The organism is Agrobacterium sp. 16-172Ci (assembly GCF_053522725.1).
The window spans coordinates 113,696-132,156 of sequence record NZ_JBNWBW010000008.1; the positions used below are offsets into that span (position 1 = coordinate 113,696).

The following is an 18,461-nucleotide window of genomic DNA, read 5'->3' on the forward strand; positions in this document are numbered from 1 at the left end:
ATGGAAGTGTTAATCGACACTGAAACGGGTTGCGTATCAGGTGAGGATGGCAAGCTTTCTGGTTTTAAAGTTCATAAAAACTAAAAGGCCCGTTCCGAAAACGGAACGGGCCTTATTGTTCAAAGCTGTCGGCCTTGCGGCCGCCGATTATTCCTCGGAAGCTTCTTCGGTCGTTTCTTCTGCAACGCCAGCGGCCGGAGCAACGATCGTCGCGATCGTGAAGTCACGGTCGGCGATAACCGGCGTGATGTTCTTCGGCAGCTTCACATTCGAAATGTGAACGTTGTCGCCGATCTTCAGACCAGCGAGATCGACCGTGATGAATTCCGGAATGTCGTTGGCCGGGCAGTGGAATTCCACCGTGTGGCGAACGATGTTCAGAACGCCGCCGATCTTGATGTCCGACTTTTCTTCGTTGACGAAGTGAACCGGAACTTCGACGTTGACGAGCGTGTTGCCCGAAACGCGCAGGAAGTCGACGTGCATGGTGAAGTCGCGGACCGGATCAAGCTGGTAGTCCTTCGGGAGAACCTTGATCTTCTTGCCGTCGACGTCGATGGTCGCAACCGTCGTCATGAAACCGCCAGCGTGGATACGCTTGGTGACTTCGTTGGTCGAGAGCGCGATGGAAATGGGGGCCTGCTTGTCACCATAGATGACAGCGGGAATCAAACCGTTGCGGCGAAGTTCACGAGAGGACCCCTTACCAACTCGTTCGCGCGCCTCGGCCTTGAGCTCATACGATTCTTTGCTCATGGCAATTCCTTTCGAGGTTATATGGAGAGTTCACGCCGAATGAAGCGGCCTGAACCGGAGAGGCCAGAGGCCATCCCGCCCGCGTTGCCTCCAAGGGTGTCTACACGGGTGCGGGCGCTATAATACAAACGGTGCATAAAGACAAGAGCGGCCCGTTTTTGACGGGTGCCGCTTTGTAATTTTATTAGTTCTCGCTAATTCACTCGGTTGTTGCAACCTTTAATATATGCTTATCCATGCACATAAACCGGGTGAAAACTTGGCGAATGATAAGGCTATGCAAAATTCCAATTGCGTAGATGACAATGCTCAAAGTTCTCCAGTGCCTCACCATCGATCACGACTATCGATACACCGCCGCAGCGGTCTTCGTCTGCATGCTGGGCAGTTTCGTGTCGATGCGCCTTTTTTCGAAAGCACGTCTGGCGACGGGCGTGCAGAAGGTCAACTGGCTGTTTCTGGCGGGCGTCAATGGCGGGGCGGCGATATGGACCACCCATTTCGTGGCGATGCTGGGCTATGTCGCGGCGGGCGATGTGGGATACGATCCCTATCTGACCGGGCTGTCGCTTCTGATTGCCATTACCACAACGACTGCCGGCCTCGGCATTTCCGCCTATGGCGGGCGCAGCGTGCTGGTGGAAGCCGGTGGCGTGGTCCTCGGCCTCGGCATTGCGGCAATGCATTATACGGGTATGGCCGCCTATAATGTTCAGGGCATGATTTTCTGGGATCAGGCCTATGTCATCGCCTCGCTGATATTGGGAGCTGTGCTGGGCGCCATTGCGGTCAATCGCGTTGCCCGGCCTGTTAACCGTTTCTGCCAGTATAGCGCGGTGGCGTTTCTCATCCTCGCCATTGCCTCGATGCATTATACCGGCATGGCGTCGATGTCCTTCGCCTTCGACCCGCGCATCGTCATTCCGGAAAACCTGCTGCCGCCGGCCATCATGGGCGGAGGCGCCATTGCGGTGACGCTTCTGCTTCTGGCGCTCGGGCTCTCCACTTATGTCATCGATGCGCAGTCCACTCAGCAGGCGGTTGCCCGCTATCGCCATCTTTCGTTGCACGATCCGCTGACTGGTATTCCCAACCGGGCGGCATTCATCGAGCATCTCAATCGCCGCACACGCCATGTCTCGCTGGGCGCACACACCGCGCTCCTTTCCATTGATCTCGACCGTTTCAAGGAAATCAATGACGTGCATGGCCATGCGGCAGGCGACGCCGTGCTGCGCGCCATCGCCGACCGCGCGAGTTCCGTGCTGAAGACCGGAGAGTTTCTGGCCCGCATGGGAGGTGATGAATTCGTGGCGATGACCCATTCCTATTACACCCGCGCCGACGGCGCGGAATTCGCCCAGCGATTGATCGAGCACATCAGCAAGCCGGTGGAATGGAACGGGCAGACATTTTCGGTTGGCGCAAGCGTCGGCATATCGGTTCGCAATACCGGCTCCATCGATGCCGATACTCTGATGGCCCAGGCGGATGTCGCCATGTACCGGGCAAAAAGCGGTACTTCGGACACCATATGCTTTTACGACAAATCCATGGACGAGGCCGCGCGTGAGCGCAACGTGCTGGCCGTCGCCATGCGCAGCGGCCTCGCCAATAACGAGTTCGAGCTTTATTACCAGCAGCAGAACGACACCAAAAGCGGCAGCATCGTCGGTTTCGAAGCGCTTTTGCGCTGGAACCATCCCGAACGGGGCATGGTCTCGCCGACCGAATTCATTCCGATCGCCGAACAGACCGGCTTTATCGTCGAACTGGGCGAATGGGTTCTGAGAGAAGCCTGCGCGCAGGCTGCGCGGTGGAAAAAGTCACTCGCCATTGCCGTTAACGTCGCGCCGCAGCAGCTTGCGGATAATGATTTCCCCGACAAGGTTGAGAGAATTCTTGCCGAAACGGGACTTGCGCCGGAGAGGCTCGAGCTGGAAATTACCGAAGGCAGCATCATCGCCGACCATCGCCACGCCCTCGTCACCATCCGCAAACTCAAGTCGCTCGGCGTCAAGATCGCCATGGACGACTACGGCACGGGCTATTCCTCGCTTTCGACGCTGCAGAGCTTCCCCTTCGACAAGATCAAGATCGACCGCGCCTTCATCGATGGCCTGTCGACCAACGTGCAGTCGGAGGCGATCGTTCGCTCGACGCTCATTCTGGCGCACAGCCTCAATATTCCGGTGCTTGCGGAAGGCGTTGAAACCAAGGCCCATATCGAGTTCCTGCGGCGTGAAGGTTGCCTGCAGGTGCAGGGCTTCTTTTTCGGCAAGCCCGGTCCGCTGACCTCCATCGCCAATCTCGTGGACGATACGTTCCTTTCGGCCGAGGATGAAACGGACGTGACCGCCGGCCGGCGTTATTTCAAGGCGGTCCGATAGTCCGGCGGCACCTGCGGCTGCGCCCGGCAAGGCCGGTCGCGAAATTTTTTGTTGAAACATGGCCGCTTCCAGCGCACCATCGCCGAAAAGCTTTGGGAGGAGCGTATGCCGACAGACATCGCCCATGCGGAACGCGTGTATGAAACCGCGCGCCATCGTTCCGCAGCCGCAAGTTCTCCGATTGTCGCTTCCTGGCGTCGCTGCATGGTCAAACATCATCTTGCACCGGAGGAAAACCGCAAGCCGATCTTTCTCAGCGAGTATGAGTTCCGCCGCGCCCGCGAAAGTGCGGCCGGCCTGATTGCCGAAAGCACGGATGAACTCGACCGCATTTTCCAAAGCGTCGGCAGATCCGGCTGCTGCCTGCTTTTGACCGACGCGCAGGGCGTTGCGCTGGAGCGGCGCGGCGCCTCTGGCGATGATCGTGATTTCCGGGCGCTTGGCCTCTGGTCCGGGGCGGTCTGGAGCGAAGAAAGCGTGGGCACCAACGGTATCGGCACGGCGCTGGTGGATGAGCGCTCGGTGGTGGTCTACCGCGATCAGCATTTCTTCACGTCGAATACCGAACTCTGCTGCACCACGGCTCCCATTCGCGATCATACCGGCCGGGTGACCGGCGCGCTCGATATTTCCACCTGCCGCGACGACATCAACGAGATGACTTTCTCCTTCGTCACCCAGGCGGTGAAGGATGCGGCACAGCGCATCGAGGGTAATCTGTTCCGCCGTGCCTTTCCGGGTGCGCGCATCGTCGTCGTGCCGAGCGGGTTCGGAGCGGCGCTGTCGCTGCTCGCCGTGGATCAGGACGATCTCGTGCTGGGCGCGACCCGTGCCGCACGCCTTGCGCTGAAGCTGGACGATGCCCGCATCGCGCAGGGTCTGCCCGCCGCCGATGTTCTTCAGGAGCAGCGCCACGATGGCGGCTCCGACCTCGCCGAAGCGGAACGTTCAGCACTTCGCCGCGTATTGTCGCGCACCAACGGCAATGTCACGCAAGCCGCTTCGCTGCTCGGCATCAGCCGCGCCACGCTTCACCGCAAGATGAAGAAATTCGACGTGCATTGAGGTGCGTGCGGGGGCGACCCGGACAATCATGCCGGATCGAGGCGCCTTTGTCGCAGATGTGAGACAATGTGCGCTGCGGAACCGCGTCGCCCCTCTACCGAACCGCGCCATCTAGGCCCACCTTCCTCCCATGCGGTCCGATGCGGATCGTTTTCATCAGGGAGGATGAAATCATGAACATTCAGGTTCAGCAGAAAGCGGGCGAAGCGCCCTTCAAGCTGAAATACGGCAATTACATCGGCGGCAAATGGGTGGAGCCGAAATCCGGCCGCTACATGGACAATCTCTCGCCGGTGACCGGCCACAAGATCTGCGAAGTGCCGCGTTCGGATGCAGCCGACATCGAGTTCGCGCTCGACGCGGCCCACAAGGCCCGCGACAAATGGGGCAAGACGAGCGTGACGGAGCGCTCCAACATCCTGCTCAAGATCGCCCAGCGGATCGAGGACAATCTCGATCTCATCGCCCGTGCCGAAACCTGGGATAACGGCAAGCCGCTGCGCGAAACCACCAATGCGGATATTCCGCTCGCCATCGACCATTTCCGTTATTTCGCGGGCTGCATCCGCGCCCAGGAAGGCACGATCGGCGAAATCGACAACGATACGGTCGCCTATCACTTCCATGAGCCGCTCGGCGTCGTCGGCCAGATCATTCCGTGGAACTTCCCGATCCTGATGGCCGCGTGGAAGCTTGCACCGGCGCTTGCCGCCGGCAATTGCGTGGTGCTGAAACCTGCCGAACAGACACCGGCCTCGATTCTCATCGTCATGGAACTGATCGAAGACCTGCTGCCGCCCGGCGTCCTCAACATCGTCAACGGCACGGGCCTCGAAGCCGGCAAGCCGCTGGCGCAGAGCAACCGCATCGCCAAGATCGCCTTTACCGGCTCCACCTCGGTCGGCAAGGAAATCATGCGTTATGCGGCCGACAACGTCACCAACATCACGCTGGAGCTGGGCGGCAAGTCGCCGAACATCTTTTTCGCCGATGTGATGAACGAGGACGATGCCTTCCTCGACAAGGCGCTCGAAGGTTTCGCCTTCTTCGCGCTCAATCAGGGTGAGGTCTGCACATGCCCGTCGCGTGCGCTGGTGCATGAATCGATCTATGACCGCTTCATGGAAAAGGCGATCAAGCGCGTTCAGGCGATCAGCCAGGACGATCCGCTCAATCCGTCGACCATGCTGGGCGCGCAGGCCTCGCAGGAACAGTTCGACAAGATCATGGGCTATCTGGAGATCGGCAAGAAGGAAGGCGCCAAGGTTCTGACCGGCGGCGACCGCAAGACGCTGACGGGCGATCTGAAGGATGGCTATTACATCCAGCCGACCGTCTTCGAAGGCAACAACAAGATGCGGATTTTCCAGGAGGAAATCTTCGGCCCGGTCGTTTCCGTCACAACCTTCAAGACGTTGGAAGAGGCGCTCGAAATCGCCAATGACACGGTTTACGGTCTGGGCGCAGGCGTCTGGAGCCGCGATACCAACATTGCCTATCGGGCCGGCCGGGGCATCGAAGCGGGCCGCGTGTGGACGAATTGCTATCACGTCTATCCGGCAGGCGCTGCCTTTGGCGGCTACAAGCAGTCGGGCATCGGTCGCGAGACCCACAAGATGATGCTCGATCATTACCAGCAGACCAAGAACCTGCTCGTGTCCTACAGCCCGAACAAGGTCGGTTTCTTCTGAGGTCCTCCCCGGAAGCCGGCGAGGGGCTGCGGTGCCAGATCGCCGGCGTGTTCCCAGGGGCTTCGGCTCCTGGGAGCCCGGCTTCAAACAGAAAGGCCGGAGGTTTCGCCTCCGGCCTTTTTTCGTTGCGGTTTATGCCGCGTAACGCTGGTCCCGTTGGCGGAGGCCGCCGACCGAGAACTGCCCCACCTGTTCGGTCAGGCCGTCCGCCTCGCTGGATAGCGAGAAAGCGGCGGCCGTCGTTTCCTCCACCATGGCCGCGTTCTGCTGCGTTACATGGTCGAGTTCGTTGACGGAGGCATTGATTTCGCTGAGGCGGCCGGACTGTTCGCGTGATGCGGTGGCGATCTCGCCGATCTGGTCGTTGACTGACTGGATGCGTTTCTGGATCTGCTCGAGGCTTTCACCCGTCTTCAGCACCAGCGCCACGCCGCTTTCCACATCGCCCGCCGAGGTGGCGATCAGCGTCGTGATGTCCCGGGCGGCGGCTGCCGATTTCTGGGCAAGCTCGCGAACTTCCTGCGCCACAACGGCAAAGCCCTTGCCGGCTTCGCCGGCGCGGGCGGCTTCCACACCGGCATTCAGCGCCAGCAGATTGGTCTGGAAGGCGATCTGGTCGATGACATCTATGATCTGGCGGATCTTGGCGGACGAGGTTTCGATGCGTTCCATCGCCACGATCGCTTCTTTAACGACAGCCGTGGACTTGTGCGCATCCTGCATCGTGCCCGCCGTCGCCTCGACCGCGACATTGCAGCGCGACAGCGAGAGATTGACGGCCTGCGTCATGTCTCCGAGTGCCGCTGCCGCTTCCTCAAGGGCTGCGGCCTGGCGTTCGGTGCGCCGCGACAGGTCTTCCGATGCGCTTTTCAGTTCGCCGGAGCCGGAGCGGATGGCATTGGCGCTTTCGCCGATGTTGGAGATGGTCGCTTCCAGGCCCGCCATGGAGTTGTTGAAGTCGATGCGCAGATGATCGAGCGACGGCACGAAGGACTTGTCGATGCGGAGATCGAGCCTGCCGGCCGCGAGATTGGCAAGACCGGTGGCGAGTGCGTCGACAGCCTCTTCCAGTTCTTTCGCGCTTCTTGCCTTTTCCATTTCCCGCTGGGCGCGTTCTTCGTCCAGTTCTTCGCTCTTGCGATGGGATTCGGCTTCCATGCGCTGCTTGTCCAGAATGCCCTGACGGAAGGATTCCAGCGCGCGCGCCATGGTGCCGATCTCGTCGCCACGGGAAACGGCCTTGATCTCGATGTTGTTTTCACCGCCGTTCAGGCGCTCCATCAGCCCCGCAAGGCCGGTCAGCGGCTTGGTGAGGCTTGCGGAAACGAAAATGCCGATCAGCGTCATGATCGCAAGCACAGCCAGCGTCGCAACCGTTGCCCAGAAGGCGAGATCGTTGGCGGCGGCGAGAACCTTGCTTTCCTGCTGGCCGATGGCCAAAAGATGTTTCTGGCCGAAGACGGAGACCGGACGATAGGCATAGAAGATGTTGCCCGCAGGTGTCTGCGCCATCACCGTTCCGGCGTTGTTTGCGTTGGAAAGGGCGGCGAGGCTTTCGGAAACCGCAGCGTCAGCACCGCCCGACAGTACGCCGGCCCGACGTTTGCCGTCGGCGCTCAGGAGAACGGCGTCATCGATGGTCTTGCCGGTTTCCTCGGGCGTCACCACCGCGCCGATGCGATCAGCGGCGATGCGCATGATGACGGCGCCCTTGCGCTGGAGCTGGCCCCAGTTGGAGACGGCGAGCGGCATGCCGATCATGGCCGAATCATTTTCGCCGCCAGTGAAACCTGTGGTGCTGACGACGCCGTCCTTGCCGGCTTCGATGCGGTCGAACAGGTCCTTGATCGCGGCGTTCTGCGGTTCCGTCACGCTGGTGAGGAAGTTCTTCCCCTTGGTTACGGTGTAAATAATGAGGCCGGTCTTGTCGATCACATAGATGTCGCTGACACGGGTGTTGCGCCAGACGCTGGCGATGGCGGCGTTGATGGTGGCGTGGCGAATGGCGTAAAGCAGTCGCAGGCCTTCGCCATTGAAGGAGGCGCGCTCCTCTTCGGAGACGCCCTCGCGCCGGAAAGCCTGGATGATCGCATCCCTTTCCGTCGGCACAACGGTGGTCATCGTTTCCAGCGCCTGTGCGACCGCGGCGTTCTGCGACAGTTCGGAAATGCTCTGTTCGACGCGCAAAGTATAGGCATCAAGCTGCTTGGACTGGTTGCCTGCAACCGTTTCGAGCCTGATTTCGCTGGCGTCGATCAGTCCAGACTTCCCCATCTCATAGGACAACAGCCCCACGGAAAGACATGAAACCAGCGTTGCGCCCGTGACGAGCGCTGCAAATTTGGCCTTTATCGACAATGATTTAGCTTTGACAGCAGTCGGATTTACACCCGGCATCCTGTTTCCTCCCCCCAAAAAACGTGGCCATACCGTGGCAAAAATTGTTTACGGCCGCGTTAAAAGTGCTGGGAATTGTACGATTGTTTCCCGCATGCCGTGAAAAAATAGCCGGCCGCCACTGACGCGTTTCCCGTAATAAAACTGCAATAGAACGGGCGCATATCGAGTGAAGTTCAACGGCTGTTCATGTTCATGCAAGCTTTCCGCGCTCCTTCTCTCGCCACTATCAATGATGTCTGCGGACTGAGTGCGGACGGATATGACGGAGCCAGCGTGAAACCGAGGCCGGATTTCGCCGTTGTCGTGCCCATGCACAATGAGCAAGCGAGTGTGGAAACGCTCGTGGCGGAGATTTTTGCCGCCTGCCTGCCTGTCGGCGCCTTCGAGATCGTGGTGGTGGACGATGCATCTTCCGACGGCACGGTCGATGCGGTGCTGGCGCTTGGCGATCGTTACCCGATGCTGCGGCTCGTCCGGCATGATCGTCAGGGCGGACAGTCTGCGGCGATCCACAGCGGTGTGCAGGCGGCGCGTGCGCCTGTCATCTGCATGCTGGATGGAGATGGGCAGAACCCGCCGGACAATCTGCCGGCTCTTCTCGCGCCGCTTCTCTCCGCCAGCGCTCCCAGCCGGCTCGGTCTTGTGGCCGGCCAGCGTGTCGGTCGGCGCGATACGCTTGGAAAACGTCTTTCCTCCCGCTTCGCCAATGGGCTTCGGGCGCGGATCTTAAAGGACGGCACGCGCGACACCGGCTGCGGGCTCAAGGCCTTCCGCCGCGACGCCTATCTCGCCTTGCCCTATTTCGATCATCACCACCGCTATTTCCCGGCGCTGTTCAATCGCGACGGCTGGCAGGTCACCCATGTCGACGTCACGCACCGGGCGCGGCTGCACGGGAATTCCCATTACACCAATATCGGCCGCGCGCTTGTCGGCATCCACGACCTGATCGGCGTCGCCTGGCTGCTGCGCCGGCGCAAGCGCTCAAGCTGGGCTGAAACTTTCAAAACGGAGACATCGCCGTGAATGCACCGGCTTTATGGTCCATGCTGCATGTGAACAGCTGGAAGGAATTTCTGTGGGTCTGCACCGGCTTCATGGGCCAGATGCTGTTTACCATGCGTTTTCTGGTTCAATGGATTTCTTCGGAACGGGCGAACCGCTCGGTCATTCCGGTGGCCTTCTGGTATTTTTCCGTTCTCGGCGGTCTGGTGTTGCTTTCCTACGCCATCTGGCGGCGCGATCCGGTCTTCATTCTGGGCCAGGCGTCCGGCCTTTTCATCTATGCCCGAAATCTCTGGTTGATTCATGCAGAACGCCGCCAGCATGCATGAGGCGGCGACCCTGCCTTACGAGCAGGCAGGCGATGAGCGCCGGTGGCTGACATTTTCATTCGCGGCGATCGTCCTCGTGACGGCGCTGCGCGTCCTTGGGCTGGCCTTCAATCGCACCGACCTTTTCGTCGATGAGGCGCAATATTGGCTATGGGGCAGGGAGATGGCGCTCGGCGCCTATTCCAAGCCGCCCCTGATCGGCTGGCTCATTCGCGCGGCAACCATTCTGGGTGGCGGCGAGGGCACGTTTCAGGTGCGGCTGGCCGCGCCCGTGGTGCATGGCGTCGCGGCGGCGGCCATTCTTGCGCTCGGCCGCATGATCTATGATGTCAGGCTGGCATCCCTGGCCGCCCTTATCTATTTGACCCTGCCGGCCGTAACGCTCGGCAGCCTGTTGATCTCGACCGATACGCCGATGATGCTGTTCATCGTGCTGTCGATGATCTCCGTGCGGAAGCTTGCGCTGGCCCGCCGCGAGGGCAGGGCGGCGCTGGGCTGGAGCATCGCGCTCGGTCTCTGCTTCGGCCTCGGGCTGATGTCGAAATATGCGATGATCTATTTTCTGCCCTGCTTCATCGCTGCCGGCTGGCTTTGTGAGGCATGGCGCATCCGGCTGCGTGACGCGGTCATTGCTGCGCTCGTCTGCGTCGCCGTCATCGCGCCCAATCTGTGGTGGAACGCGGCGCATGATTTCATGACCGCACGCCATACGGCGGATAATGCGAACTGGCATGGCGTCCAGCTGAAGATCGGTTCCGCGCTGGAATTCTTCTTCTCCCAGGCGGGTGTGGTCGGACCATTCGTTTTCGTCGGCATGATCGTTGCAACAATTCGTGCGAAAAATGCCGAAACCCGGGCGCTGGTCGCTCTTTCGGTGCCGATCATTCTTCTGATTACCGCGCAGGGTTTGATGTCACGGGCGCTCGCCAATTGGGCAGTCGGGGCCTATGCGGCCGGCGTGCTGCTGGCGGTGCCGGTCCTGGCATCGCGGTGTTGGCTCATCGTGTCCACGCTTGTGCTCGGCGGCATCGTGGCCGTCGCGCTGCCGCTGATGACCATTGCCGGAACGCAATTGCGCCTGCCGAAAGGTGAACTGGCGATGGCGCGGTATCTCGGGCGCGCCGAGCTGGTGTCGACCGGTCTGTTACGGGCGCGCGAGGCGGGTGCGGACGCCATCGTCGCTACCGACCGTTCGATACTTGCCGAGCTTTTTTATCAGCTTCGGGATGAGAAACAGGTGATGACGCGCGCGCTGCCCGAGACCGGCGTGCCTTCCAGTCACTATGCGCTTCTTTACCCGCTGAAACCGGGCGAGGCGAAAAATCCCCTGTTCCTGGCAAGTGCGGATGGCCTGCCGGCCTGCCTTGCCGGCGAGGCGCCGGTCGCCCGCTGGACCGCCGGGCCGGGTTTCCTTGAGGGCAGGGAAATCGGTCTCTGGCGCCTGCTGCCGCGATGCATGCCGGAGGGCAGCAATGGACAATGATCTTTCGCATATGCGGATCACGATCTGGGTGACACTCGCCACATTGGCGCTCGTCATCCTGTTCGCGACCTTTCCCTCCATCGATCTGAGATTCTCCGCCTTGTTTTTCTCGCCCGTCGAGCAGCCATGGTCCGGCCGTGAGCCGTTTCCCGAATGGTTGCGGGATACGCTGCGCGAAGGTACGGAGCTTGCCACCCTTCTGGCGTTCACGATCCTTGTCGGCAATCTTCGGCTGGGCACGCTGCAGAGAACCGGCTGGCGGGTGTGGGCCTTTCTGTGCGGGCCGGTGATCCTCTGTGCCGGGCTTCTGGTCAACGGTGTGCTGAAGGCGACTATCGGTCGCGCGCGCCCGTTCAGCGTCACCGAATTCGGCGGGCAGCAGCTTTTCACGCCGCCTTTCCAGTACAGTGCGCAATGTTATTCGAACTGCTCGTTTTCTTCCGGCGAAACCGCGCTGATCGCCAGTTTCTTCCTGCCGCTCTGCGTGCTCGTCTGGCCCCGGCTGCAACGGCGCGGACGGTTGGCGATGGGAAGCATCGCTGCCGGCATGATCGTCCTCATGTCCGGCTTGCGCATCGCGGCCGGCGGGCATTTCCTCAGCGATGTGGTGATGTCCATCCTGTTTTCCGCCCTCACAACCCTGTTTCTCTACCGGGCGCTGGTGATCGGACGTCACCGCCATCTGTTTACCGGCGATGCGGTTACAGCCGATACGGTCAGCATCTGGCGTAACGGTCGCCATGCTGTTCTGGTCAGGGTTCGGCGCTCGTGGAAGGCCGCAGCCTCACGTCTGCAACGGCCGCCGGATGCGGGTGCGGCATCGTCTTAAAGGGAACTTCGGAGTTCGCTTCAATGAGTGAATGGCCAAGCGTGCCAGACACTCCTGCGTCATCCTCGGGTCTCCGAGGATCTGCGACCTGTTGATTTCATTCAACATGGCTGGATCCTCGGCGCAGGGCCGAGGACGACGTCGAGGCAATCAGCGATTTCAACATGGAACGCAACCTGCCCGGGAATCTAAACCGGGCGGCAATTCGCCAAGCGGCAGAACGGTTGTCGAGGTTTGCCGCAGCTCTTCAGTCGAACAGGCCGGAAACCGACTGTTCCTGTGCGGTGCGGTTGATCGCTTCGCCGAGCAGGCCTGCGGTGCTGACCACGCGGATATTATGCGCGGACTGGACACCGGTGGTCGGCTGGATGCTGTCAGTGATGACGAGTTCGCGCAGCTTCGAGGACGCAACACGGGCAACCGCGCCACCGGAAAGCACGCCGTGGGTGATATAGGCGGTAACGCTGGTGGCGCCCTTTTTCAGCAGCGCTTCGGCGGCGTTGCAGAGCGTGCCGCCGGAATCGACGATGTCGTCGATGAGGATGCAGTCCTTGCCGGAGACATCGCCGATGACGTTCATGACTTCGGATTCGCCCGGACGGTCACGACGCTTGTCGACGATGGCCAGAAGACAGTCGAGACGCTTGGCGAGTGCACGGGCGCGAACCACGCCGCCAACATCGGGCGAAACCACCATGACATTGTTGGTGTCGTAATGGTCCTTCACGTCGCGGGCGAGAATGGGCGCTGCGAAGAGATTGTCGGTGGGGATATCGAAGAAGCCCTGGATCTGGCCGGCATGGAGATCGAGGGTGAGAACGCGGTCGGCGCCGGCTTCGGTGATCAGATTGGCGACGAGCTTGGCGGAAATCGGGGTGCGGGGGCCGGCCTTGCGGTCCTGGCGGGCGTAACCGAAATAAGGCAGCACCGCGGTGATGCGCTTGGCAGAGGAGCGGCGCATGGCGTCGATCATGATGAGCAGTTCCATCAGATGATCATTTGCCGGGAAGGAGGTGGACTGGACGATGAAAACGTCTTCGCCGCGCACGTTCTCGCTGATTTCTACGAATATTTCCTGGTCAGCAAACCGCTTTACAGTGGCATTTCCGAGAGGAACGTTAAGATACTTGCAGATCGCTTCGGCAAGGTGCCGGTTCGAATTGCCTGCGAAAACCTTCATTGCGGCCGCCTGTTTCCATGCCATCGCCTTGCATCACGGGGCTCAATCCACCGTAACCAAGCGTCGTTCAAGGGGAGGAACATCCGGCTGAAAAGCCTTTGCCGGATACGCCTTGTTGCCATGCGCGCCTTAATAGCGCTGTTGCTTCCGATTGCAAGAGGACTCCGCGCTTTCGCAATGATTTTCGTGAAATCTCTGTGACTTCTCCCGCCGTTTTCACCTCATCCCTGTTGAGACTGCTTCCATGACGAATAGTCGTTGAGCGTTTTTGCAGCGATATCCTGCATGACCCTGTCGGTCACGGCGGCCCATGGATCGCTGCCTTTTGCCGCCACCGTTTCCTGCCCCTGCAGGCGGTGAAGCCGCACGCCATTGGCGTCCAGAATGTCCCAGACGTAGACGACATTGACCTTGGCGCCATCGGCAAAGGCGGAGAAATATCCCTTCAGGATGTTTTCGGCCGAATTGTCGTTTGAGGCCCGGATGGTCAGACCCTTCGCCCGCGCTTCGGCCCCGAGCTGGCGCGACAGCGGCGTCACCGCCTGAACCGGCGCTCCGATGATCGGCAGAAAGCGGATGGAGTTTGCGGAAGAGGCGGGCGCAAGCGATGCCGTCTGCTGCGCGGGGGCGGGCTGAGCGGCGGCGGGTGGCTGGGCTGCGGTCTGGTTCTGGCGAAGCGGCTCGCCATACTGGCTGCCGTTGGATAGCGCCTGTGCCTGCGCCTGCAACGAGTTTTGCGGTGCATAGGCGGGAACGGATGTTGCGGTTGCCGGAGCGCCCGTTGGCGCGCGGTCGGCGGCGGCGGCCATCTGGTCGAGATCGCCCTGGGTCACGGGTGTCGACTGCGAGGCATTGTGGCCGACATCCACCTGCGGTGTAAGCGCTTCCGTCGTGTTGCAGCCTGACAGGGCCAGCATCATCGCTGGAACAATGATGGCCGGAAAAAGGGGGGTGAACCCCGTCCGGCTCATGCGATTTTCCCTCTCATGTTCCGCTCCTTCTTGCCCAAGGTGGCGCAATGTAAGGGCGGTTTTCCCGCTCTGTCAAACCCGGCAGCGATTTAAGCTGTGAGAAGATCGAGGTTGTGGCGCGAGAGCGGCTCCGGTGCGCCGTCGGTGGTCAGATAGGTCTGGCCGAGCGTCATGGCCGTGCCGGAATCGGAATCCATCACGATCATATGCACGAAAAGCGTCATGTCGGCGGTAATCTCCTGCGGATTGCCGGCGTGGAACATCTGATGCTCCATCCAGGACGGCGAGAAGCGCGCGCCCAGCGAATAACCGCAGGAGTTCAGCCGGTGGCGGGTCAAGCCGCGTTCGTCCATCACGCGGGCATGCACGTCGAAGACATCGCCAAAGGTCTTGCCCGGTCGCAGCACCTCTTCGATGGCGGTGAGGTTTTGCAGGCAGGCGCTGTAAAGCTCCTTCTGGCGGAAGTCCTGTTCGCCGATCACCACCGTGCGCATCATGGCGGCATGGTAATGCGCGCTGACGCCGGCCCATTCCAGCGTCAGCTGATCCTTGTCGTCGAGTCTGCGGCGGCCGGCCTTGTAACGGCACAGCAGCGCATCCGCGCCGGAACCGACGATGAATTCATTGGCGGGGTAATCGCCGCCGCCGGCCAGAACCGCTCCCTGCATCGCCGCGAGGATCGCGGCCTCGTCCGCGCCGGGCCGGATGAGCGGCAACGCTGCGTCCAGCGCCGCATCGGCCAATTGGCCCGCCTTGCGCGCATAGGCGATCTCGGCCGGGCTTTTGACGAGCCTGAGGGTGCTGACCAGATAGGAAGCGTCGCTCATCTGGCAGAAGCTGGCAAGCTGGTTGTCCAGCAGGCGGGCGACGCGGCCGGTCATGCCGTGCGTGTCGTATTCGACGCCGACCTTCGCGCCGAGCAGGTCGAGATCGCTCAGCAGGTTCTTCAGATCGAGCGTCGGGTCGGCATTGGGCCGGTCGACCCAGATCAGGATATTCTCGATGATGGAGGTATTGCGGGCCTGGCGCAGATCCGCCGAGCGGGTCAGAAGCGTCATGGAGCCGTCCGATTTGACCACCAGGGTCTGGAAGAAGCAGTAGCCGAACGTGTCATAGCCGGTCAGCCAATACATGCTTTCCTGCGCGAAAAGCAGAAGGGCGTCCAGCTTCTCCTCGGCCATTTTCGCGAGCAGACGCTCGCGGCGGGCATCGAATTCCGAAAGCTCGAAATGCAGGGCCATGTCAGTCCTCCAGAATTGCGATTGCGGAAATCTGCCGGCCATAATCGGGTTCGGCGCGGTGGGTGGTGCGGCGGTAGGAATAGAAGCGATGTTCGTCGGGATAGGTGCAGAGGCCGAGATTTTCCGCTTTCACACCGGCTTTCGTCAGCCGGTCGATGGTGAATTGCTTGAGGTCGAACAATGCGTGGCCTTCCTTCTCCGTCCCGGCGAAATAATTCGCATAGGCCGGATCGACATCGGTGAAACGCGCCACATATTCCGGACCGACCTCATAATTGTTCTGGCTGATCGAAGGGCCGAGCGAGGCGGCGATGCGTTCCCGGCTGGCGCCGAGCGTCGTCATGGTCTCGATGGTGTTTTCGAGCACGCCGAACAGCGCGCCTTTCCAGCCGGCATGGGCGGCACCCACGACGCCGGCTTCCGCATCGGCAAACAGGATCGGGCCGCAATCGGCGCTCAGCACGCCAAGCACGAAACCCGGTGTCGCGGTTACCATGGCGTCGGCCTGCGGGCGGCTGCCGTCATAGGTTTCATCGACCACGAGGACATCGGGGGAATGGATCTGGTGCACGGTGGCGAGGCGCTCCGCCGACAGGCCGAACCATTGCGTCACGCGCCGACGGTTTTCCTGCACCCGTTCCGGTTCGTCATGCGAGCCGAGGCCGACATTGAGGCCCTGATAAAGCCCTTCCGACACCCCGCCCTGCCGGGTGAAAAAACCGTGACGGATACGGTTTTTGCTATAGTCGGCGAGCAGGGGACTCTGGATGGGGAGCGGCAGCGTTGCGTTCTGCATGGTGTGGGAGTTCCTTGGAGAATATCGCTGTTGGCCAGTGAGGTACGGTTAAGCGAGATGTTTCCGGTTGCCGCGGCGTTGCGCGGCGTGTGTGATGCAGTGTGCCTGCTTCGTGTGTCGCTGCGATGTTGGCCCAGAGGTGATTGCGCTGTCAATCCACCGCGCGAAACGGCAGGAGATGAAGCGCGGGACTTGAAACGGCGATGACCTTGAAAAGTTCCCCCATCTTGCCGGCGCCTTCGCCGGCGAGGCGGTTGACCGCTTCGGCGATTTCCAGCGTCTGGTCCGGCGTGGCTTTGGCGGCAAGTGCGGCCGCGCGTTCCTTGAGACCGAGGCCATAGAGAAAGTCGCCCTGTCTCAAAGTGCCGTTGACGTGTACGCCGGTTGCTTCGGCTGTTTTCACGAGGCTCTCGAAATCGACATGGCTGGTGAGATCGGCTTCGCCGGGATGCGCAAGCGCCGGGTCGAAGGCATGGTTGCGCATGGCCTGCAACGTATCGCCATAACCGGCGACCAGATGGCCGTAATCGATGGCGAGCGCCGTGCCGCCATGGACGGAGAGGCGCTGGCAGATCGCGGTCATCACGGCTTCGCGGGCAGGCGAAATCTCGACTATGGCTCCAATCGGCTGCCGTTCCGGCTGCGGCGGCAGCAAAGCCGGGTCTATGCCGGCAAGCCCGGTCGAGAACACAAGTTCGTCATTGGCGTCGAGGCTGACGACCCTTTCGCGGAAACCCTGCGGCGTCTTTATGAATTGCCGGATCGGAATGGCGTCGAAAAGCTCGTTGGCGACGAGGAGCAGGAAACCTTCCGGCACGTCGTCGAAACTGTCATGGCAGGTCAGTCTGCCCGCATGTGCGGCCAGTGTTTCCTTCTGGATGGCGGAAAGGCGGGGGCTGGTTTCGACCAGATGCACCCGCATCGTCTCGTAAAGCGGCGGTGCGATGCGGCGGATGACGCGCAGCATGTCCGACATCATGGTGCCGCGGCCGGGGCCGATTTCCACCAGCTGGGTTTCCATGGGCGCGCCGTGCCTCTGCCAGGCATGGACCACGAAAACGCCGAGCATTTCGCCGAAAAGCTGGCTGACTTCAGGTGCGGTGATGAAATCGCCCGAACGGCCGAAGGGCTCGCGGCTCCTGTAATAACCGTGCTCCGGGTCGGCGAGGCAGAGCGAGAAGAAGTCGGTAACGCTAAGCGGACCGTTGAGCCGGATAAGTGATTTGATGCGTTGCGCGAGCGGTGTCGTCATGGCGGGTCATACCGTTCAGGCGCTTTTTGCCGCGCTGCGCGCCCGCAGAACCGCCCAGAGGCCGAGGGCGAACATCGGCGTGGAGAGCACCATGCCCATGGTCAGCCAGTTGCCGGCGAGATAACCGATCTGGGCGTCCGGCTCGCGGAAGAACTCCACGAAGATGCGCGACAGCGCGTAACCGCAGACGAAGATACCGGTGACGACGCCGGGCGTCTTCAGCGCCCTGAAGGCATAGATGGCGATTGCCAGAACGATGACGAGCACGAGGCCTTCAAGGCCGGCTTCATAAAGCTGGCTCGGGTGCCGCGCGAAGGGGCCGCCGGTCGGGAAGACGACCGCCCATGGCACGTCGGCGATGCGCCCCCACAATTCGCCGTTGATAAAATTGGCGATGCGCCCGAACAGCAGGCCGATGGGTGCTACGGCCGCGACGATGTCGAACATGCTCCAGACCGGAATGCCGTTCTTGCGGGCGAAGAGGATCATGGCGATGGTGGTGCCGATCAGGCCGCCATGGAACGACATGCCGCCGTTCCATATCTCGATTGCCCTGATGGGATTGGCGGCGACGGCGGCGAGATCGTAAAACAGGATGTAGCCGATGCGCCCGCCGAGTACGATGCCGCCGGCTGCCCAGAGGATGAAATCGTCAAGATGCTGCGCCGAGATCGGCGACGTCTCGTTCGGCCACAGGCGATCCGTGCGGGCGAGGCGACGGGCATAAAACCAGCCGAGCATGATGCCGGCGACATAGGCGATACCGTACCAGTGGATCGAGAGCGGGCCGAGGGACAGCGCTACCGGATCGATATTGGGGAAGGGCATGATGGCGAGTTGGGTGGGAGCGGCTAACAATCCGTATATTCCGTCATCGTTGCGGGGCGGACAACGGAACGAGCCATTGCCTCAAGGGGCCGGGCGATGATGCTCACCGGTCTCCCTGACGCCAAGGAAAATGGCGATTGCGATGGCGGCGGTCAAGGTTATTCTTCAAGCTGCGGCTTAAGATAGCAAAGGCCATGCAAGCTCTTGCGATTTTTCGATTTCGCTTGCAAGGCGGCGATGGAGTG

The 18,461-nt window shown here is 61.2% G+C and carries 15 protein-coding genes; 7 read left to right on the forward strand and 8 right to left on the reverse strand.

What is annotated here, in order from left to right; translation table 11 throughout:
- Positions 1 to 147 precede the first annotated feature (147 nt).
- A complete protein-coding gene (locus ACQZ40_RS10580; RefSeq protein ID WP_065655715.1) occupies positions 148 to 756 on the reverse strand; it encodes a 50S ribosomal protein L25/general stress protein Ctc in 609 nt (202 codons plus the stop codon).
- Positions 757 to 1,061: 305 nt separating this feature from the next.
- Between ACQZ40_RS10580 and ACQZ40_RS10585 the strand changes: the two genes are divergently transcribed.
- The 3 genes from ACQZ40_RS10585 to adh all read left to right on the forward strand — a co-directional run bounded on the left by ACQZ40_RS10585 (position 1,062) and on the right by adh (position 5,902).
- Complete coding sequence (locus ACQZ40_RS10585) at positions 1,062 to 3,146, forward strand: putative bifunctional diguanylate cyclase/phosphodiesterase (RefSeq protein ID WP_448747927.1); 2,085 nt, start codon at positions 1,062 to 1,064, stop codon at positions 3,144 to 3,146.
- Positions 3,147 to 3,251: 105 nt separating this feature from the next.
- Positions 3,252 to 4,211 carry a helix-turn-helix domain-containing protein gene (locus tag ACQZ40_RS10590; protein WP_065655946.1) on the forward strand — a complete coding sequence of 320 codons (960 nt, stop codon included), beginning with the start codon at positions 3,252 to 3,254 and terminating at the stop codon, positions 4,209 to 4,211.
- A 173-nt stretch (positions 4,212 to 4,384) separates the two neighbouring features.
- Positions 4,385 to 5,902, forward strand: coding sequence for an aldehyde dehydrogenase (gene adh / locus ACQZ40_RS10595; protein ID WP_142845448.1), 1,518 nt, complete (start codon positions 4,385 to 4,387; stop codon positions 5,900 to 5,902).
- 132 nt (positions 5,903 to 6,034) lie between these two features.
- Here adh and ACQZ40_RS10600 read toward each other — a convergent pair whose 3' ends face one another.
- Positions 6,035 to 8,299 (reverse strand): methyl-accepting chemotaxis protein, encoded by a 2,265-nt coding sequence (locus ACQZ40_RS10600; protein WP_448747909.1) that lies wholly within the window; start codon positions 8,297 to 8,299, stop codon positions 6,035 to 6,037.
- Between the two features lie 189 nt (positions 8,300 to 8,488).
- Here ACQZ40_RS10600 and ACQZ40_RS10605 point away from each other — a divergent pair, with 189 nt between their 5' ends.
- Genes ACQZ40_RS10605 through ACQZ40_RS10620 form a run of 4 tightly spaced genes read left to right on the forward strand, consistent with a single transcriptional unit; the run spans position 8,489 to position 11,948 of the window.
- Positions 8,489 to 9,328, forward strand: coding sequence for a glycosyltransferase family 2 protein (locus ACQZ40_RS10605; RefSeq protein WP_448747910.1), 840 nt, complete (start codon positions 8,489 to 8,491; stop codon positions 9,326 to 9,328).
- A gap of 20 nt (positions 9,329 to 9,348) precedes the next feature.
- Positions 9,349 to 9,636: a lipid-A-disaccharide synthase N-terminal domain-containing protein gene (locus ACQZ40_RS10610; RefSeq protein ID WP_031233742.1), complete on the forward strand. Its 288-nt coding sequence runs from the start codon at positions 9,349 to 9,351 to the stop codon at positions 9,634 to 9,636.
- The gene (locus ACQZ40_RS10615) at positions 9,611 to 11,119 is read left to right on the forward strand and encodes an ArnT family glycosyltransferase (protein WP_448747911.1); all 1,509 of its coding nucleotides are present in this window, start codon (positions 9,611 to 9,613) and stop codon (positions 11,117 to 11,119) included. Before ACQZ40_RS10610 ends, ACQZ40_RS10615 begins: the two co-directional genes overlap by 26 nt.
- Positions 11,109 to 11,948, forward strand: a complete 840-nt coding sequence (locus ACQZ40_RS10620) for a phosphatase PAP2 family protein (protein WP_448747912.1) — start codon at positions 11,109 to 11,111, stop codon at positions 11,946 to 11,948. The genes ACQZ40_RS10615 and ACQZ40_RS10620 overlap by 11 nt, the downstream gene beginning before the upstream one ends.
- Positions 11,949 to 12,195: 247 nt before the next feature.
- On the opposite strand, the gene ACQZ40_RS10625 is transcribed toward ACQZ40_RS10620, so the two are convergent.
- From ACQZ40_RS10625 to lgt, 6 genes are all read right to left on the reverse strand, one after another.
- Entirely contained in the window at positions 12,196 to 13,128 is a 933-nt protein-coding gene (locus ACQZ40_RS10625; RefSeq protein WP_003522877.1) for a ribose-phosphate pyrophosphokinase, read from the reverse strand.
- Positions 13,129 to 13,349: 221 nt separating this feature from the next.
- Positions 13,350 to 14,099 carry a hypothetical protein gene (locus tag ACQZ40_RS10630; protein ID WP_400156228.1) on the reverse strand — a complete coding sequence of 250 codons (750 nt, stop codon included), beginning with the start codon at positions 14,097 to 14,099 and terminating at the stop codon, positions 13,350 to 13,352.
- 89 nt (positions 14,100 to 14,188) lie between these two features.
- The gene (locus tag ACQZ40_RS10635) at positions 14,189 to 15,340 is read right to left on the reverse strand and encodes a M24 family metallopeptidase (RefSeq protein ID WP_448747913.1); all 1,152 of its coding nucleotides are present in this window, start codon (positions 15,338 to 15,340) and stop codon (positions 14,189 to 14,191) included.
- A gap of 1 nt (position 15,341) precedes the next feature.
- Positions 15,342 to 16,136: a peptidoglycan editing factor PgeF gene (gene pgeF / locus ACQZ40_RS10640; protein WP_080856615.1), complete on the reverse strand. Its 795-nt coding sequence runs from the start codon at positions 16,134 to 16,136 to the stop codon at positions 15,342 to 15,344.
- 151 nt (positions 16,137 to 16,287) lie between these two features.
- Positions 16,288 to 17,388 (reverse strand): class I SAM-dependent methyltransferase, encoded by a 1,101-nt coding sequence (locus ACQZ40_RS10645; protein ID WP_448747914.1) that lies wholly within the window; start codon positions 17,386 to 17,388, stop codon positions 16,288 to 16,290.
- Positions 17,389 to 17,403: 15 nt separating this feature from the next.
- A complete protein-coding gene (gene lgt / locus ACQZ40_RS10650) occupies positions 17,404 to 18,216 on the reverse strand; it encodes a prolipoprotein diacylglyceryl transferase (RefSeq protein ID WP_174039662.1) in 813 nt (270 codons plus the stop codon).
- Between the last annotated feature and the right edge of the window lie 245 nt (positions 18,217 to 18,461).